The sequence below is a fragment of the Nitratidesulfovibrio oxamicus genome (genome assembly GCF_015731765.1).
Classification (GTDB): domain Bacteria; phylum Desulfobacterota; class Desulfovibrionia; order Desulfovibrionales; family Desulfovibrionaceae; genus Cupidesulfovibrio; species Cupidesulfovibrio oxamicus.
The window spans coordinates 1-3,484 of sequence record NZ_VRYY01000269.1 but is presented as its reverse complement, the minus strand read 5'-3'; the positions used below and the strand labels follow the sequence as shown (position 1 = coordinate 3,484).

3 protein-coding genes are annotated in these 3,484 nt (G+C 66.8%); all 3 read right to left on the bottom strand.

Annotated elements, in window-relative coordinates; all coding sequences use genetic code 11:
* Positions 1-1,057, bottom strand: a 1,057-nt coding sequence (locus FVW20_RS10050; protein ID WP_196609322.1) for a UvrD-helicase domain-containing protein, incomplete at its 3' end; no start/stop codon positions are given.
* A 215-nt stretch (positions 1,058-1,272) separates the two neighbouring features.
* Positions 1,273-2,619, bottom strand: coding sequence for an ATP-dependent 6-phosphofructokinase (locus tag FVW20_RS10045; RefSeq protein WP_196609321.1), 1,347 nt, complete (start codon positions 2,617-2,619; stop codon positions 1,273-1,275).
* Between the two features lie 266 nt (positions 2,620-2,885).
* On the bottom strand, positions 2,886-3,484 hold a 599-nt coding region (locus tag FVW20_RS10040), incomplete at its 5' end, for a glycosyltransferase family 2 protein (RefSeq protein WP_372434985.1).

Genomic DNA, 3,484 nt, shown 5'->3' with positions numbered 1-3,484 from the left:
GCAGGTCGGGCAGCGGGGCCACCTGCAAGGCGCGCTGGATGAGCCGCCCGCGCACCGCAAAGTCGTTGCAGGCGTCGCGCCAGGCGTCGAAGGCCGCGCGCGCGTCGTCGCTGCCCTTGCCTTTGGACGCCTTGAGCAGGCAGTCGTCCAGCCCGCCCTTTTCCAGATAGACCGACTTGGACAGCGGGGAAAAGGCGCTGTTCTCCGTGCACTTGTCCAGAAACTTGTGCAGGTTGGCGGCGGCGGAAAGTTGCTCTTCGGCCAGAATGCGCGACAGGGTGACCGTGGCGTCCCGCATGTCGGTATGGATGGCGACCAGCTTGGCCGCCAGGGCATCGGTATCCACATCGGGAAGGCCGCCACGGTGAGGGATGCCGGGGTTTTCATCGAACGGATCGGGGCCGCCATTGAAGGGGTCTGGACGGGACATGCCGCCTTCGGCCAGATGCAACTGCAAGAGCTGCGAAAGGCGCACCCGCAACCCGGCCCCCACGGTGAACCCCTTGAGGTCGGTGTGGAACAGCAGCAGGCGGCAGGCATCGCGCACGTCATCCCGCAATTGGACATCACCCCGGCGGGCGCGATCCAGGATCAGGTCGTACAGCGGCTCGAAATATTCGTCGGGTGAAAAGGACGGCTCGAAGTCGGGCGGCAGGGACAGTTCCAGCGCGGCCAGCCGCACCAGCATGGTCAGCAGGCTGTCGATGGTGCGGATGTTCAGCGCGCCATAGCGCCGCAGGATGATGTCCACCCAGCGGGCCGCGCGGGCAGGGGGCCACGCCCCGTCGCCACCGTCTTTCCGGGCTTGGACCGGATCGGCAAGGGCATGCTCCTTGAGCAGCCGGATGACCCGCTCCTTCATTTCCGATGCGGCCTTGTTGGTGAAGGTCACCGCCAGGATGTCCGGCCAGCAGTGCCCGCCTTCCACGGCCAGCGCGCAGGCCCGTCCGTCCTCGTCGCGCGCGCCCGCCAGCAACGACAGGAAACGCCGGGTCAGGGTGTAGGTCTTTCCCGATCCGGCGGAGGCCTTTATCTGCGTCAGCGTTGGCGTGGGCATGGGGATGCGTGTCCGGAAGGAGTAAGGGAAGTGGCGTTGCAATGCGAAACGTGTGGGCAAAAGCGTAGCGCCGGGGCGCGACACCGTTTCCGGACGGGGATTTCGTCATCTGGCAAGGAAGCCCCGTGTTCCGCGAAGGGAGCGTACTCTTCGGTACGTGACCCGAGCGGAACACGGTGGCTGACGCCGCCAGAGGGGGAAAGCCCCTCCGGAAACTAGATGGGGCAGGCTCGGGTACTGTCCGGCACCATCCCCGCCAGATCCACCTGCCCGGTGGACTCCAGCACCGCCCGCCAGTAGTCGGACGCCACGTTCAGCTTGCGCCGGGTGCGCGTCACCAGGTCCAGCGGCAGGTGCACGTAGCGGTCCATCAGCTTGGACACCACCATGCCGGTGCGCCCGGCCATGGCGGCGTGCACGGCGTGCTGGCCCAGAAAGCCGCAGTACACCCTGTCGTTGGCGTTGGCGGGCACGGAACGGATGATGTAGCTGGGGTCGATGTACTTCAGTGCGTACGGCAGCGAGCGTTCGTCGCAGTAGCGCTTGATTTCCGAGCGCAGCAGCGTGGCGATATCGCCCAGGATGGGGTTGCCCGAGGCGTCGGTTTCGCCGGTGCCTTCCAGCAAGTGCTGGCCCGCGCCTTCCGCCACCACGATGACGGCGTGGGCGCGCGAACGCAGCCGCTTTTCCAGCGCAGGCAGCAGGCCCCCTTCGCCGTGCAGGGCAAAGCGCACCTCGGGAATGAGCACGAAGTTCACTTCCTTCAGCGAAAGGGTGGCGTGCGCGGCGATGAAGCCCGATTCGCGACCCATCAGCTTGACCAGCCCCACGCCGTTCATGGCCCCCAACGCCTCCACGTGGGCGCACTGGATGGCTTCCGTGGCCTTGTACACGGCGGTTTCGAAGCCGAACGACTGGCTGATGAAATTGATGTCGTTGTCGATGGTCTTGGGGATGCCGATGACCGAGATGCGCAGGTTGCGTCGCGCGATTTCGGCCACTATGCCCGATGCCGCGCGCATGGTGCCGTCGCCGCCGATCATGAACAGGGCGCTGACGTTCATGCGCTCCAGCGCGTCCACCACCTCTTCGGGCGACTGCGGCCCGCGCGACGAGGCCAGGATGGTGCCGCCGAACTGGTGGATGTCCGAGACCTTGTCCGGGGTCAGTTCCATGAATTCGTGGCGGTACTTGGGGATGAACCCTTCCAGCCCGTAACGGATGCCGATGACGGCGGGCACGTTGTAGGCGTGGTACGCCTCCATGACGATGGCCCGGATGACGTCGTTGATGCCGGGGCACAGGCCGCCGCAGGTGACGATGGCGCACTTGGTCTTGGAAGAATCGAAATACAGGTGGCTGCGCGGCCCGGCGGGTTCGAACTGCAGGGGGACGGATTCAGCGCCCAGTTCGGCGATGTGCTCGCGGTCGAGGAACAGGGGGATGCCCTGTTCGTCGGCGTAGCTGCCGTAGCAGAGCGGGGTGGGTATCTTGGCCGGTCCCAGGACGGGAATGGTGGTGTCCAGTTGCAGGACGCCGTTGTCGAAATGGGTCGAGGGCATGGGGTCTGTCCTCCCGGGGATGGCGGCTTGGAGTGAAGTGGGCGGAGGGGGGAGCCGGTCAGGAAATGTCGACCGGTTCCGTTGGCATTTTGTGTGGTTTTTTCCGGATATACCTGTACAGCATAGCACGGCGCAGCCCATAAGGCCAGCCTGCGCGGGCGGAATGAACGGGGCGGACGGTGTGCGCCGTCCGCCCCGATGCGTTCATGGTTGGGGTCGGCCTTTCGCGCGCGGACAGGGCCGCGTGTGCGGTGCCAGCGCCCCGGCTACCAGGGGGTGGTGGGGGACTGCATGCCAAGCTGGGTATCCAGCATGGCCCGCGAGGTTTCGCGCAGCACGGCGGTGTTGTGGCGGGCGCACTTGTCGCAGCCGATGCCGGGCAGCGCGGACACCACGTAGCGCACGCTGGTGCCCGCCAGTTCCAGCAGGCTGTTGCCCAGCGAGGTGAGCACGCAGTAGTTCTTCCACACGTACAGCATTTCGTCGCGCACGCGGGTGCGCACCACGCCGTCGCCGTTCAGGTCGAAGTCCTCGACTTCGGGCCGCAGGACAAAGGCGTCCTGCGCGCAGGCGCGGGCCTGCGGCACTACGGCCACGTTCCAGTCGAACATCACCGCGCGGCGGATGCGGCGGCACAGGTCGTGCCCGGTGAAGGCATCGCCGTGAAAGCGTTCGTCCAGCGGGCCCAGCTTGCGCAGGGCGGCGGTCTTCACGGCGGCGAAGGCCAGCGAAACGGCCTGCACGCGGGTGGGCTGCTGAAAGTGCTTTTCGCCGTAGGCGGGCCAGTTGAACCAGGTGCGCGGCAGGCAGCCCGGCAGCCCGCTGAGGCGGGCCAGCTTCACGATCAGGCCGGGCAGGCGGGCGG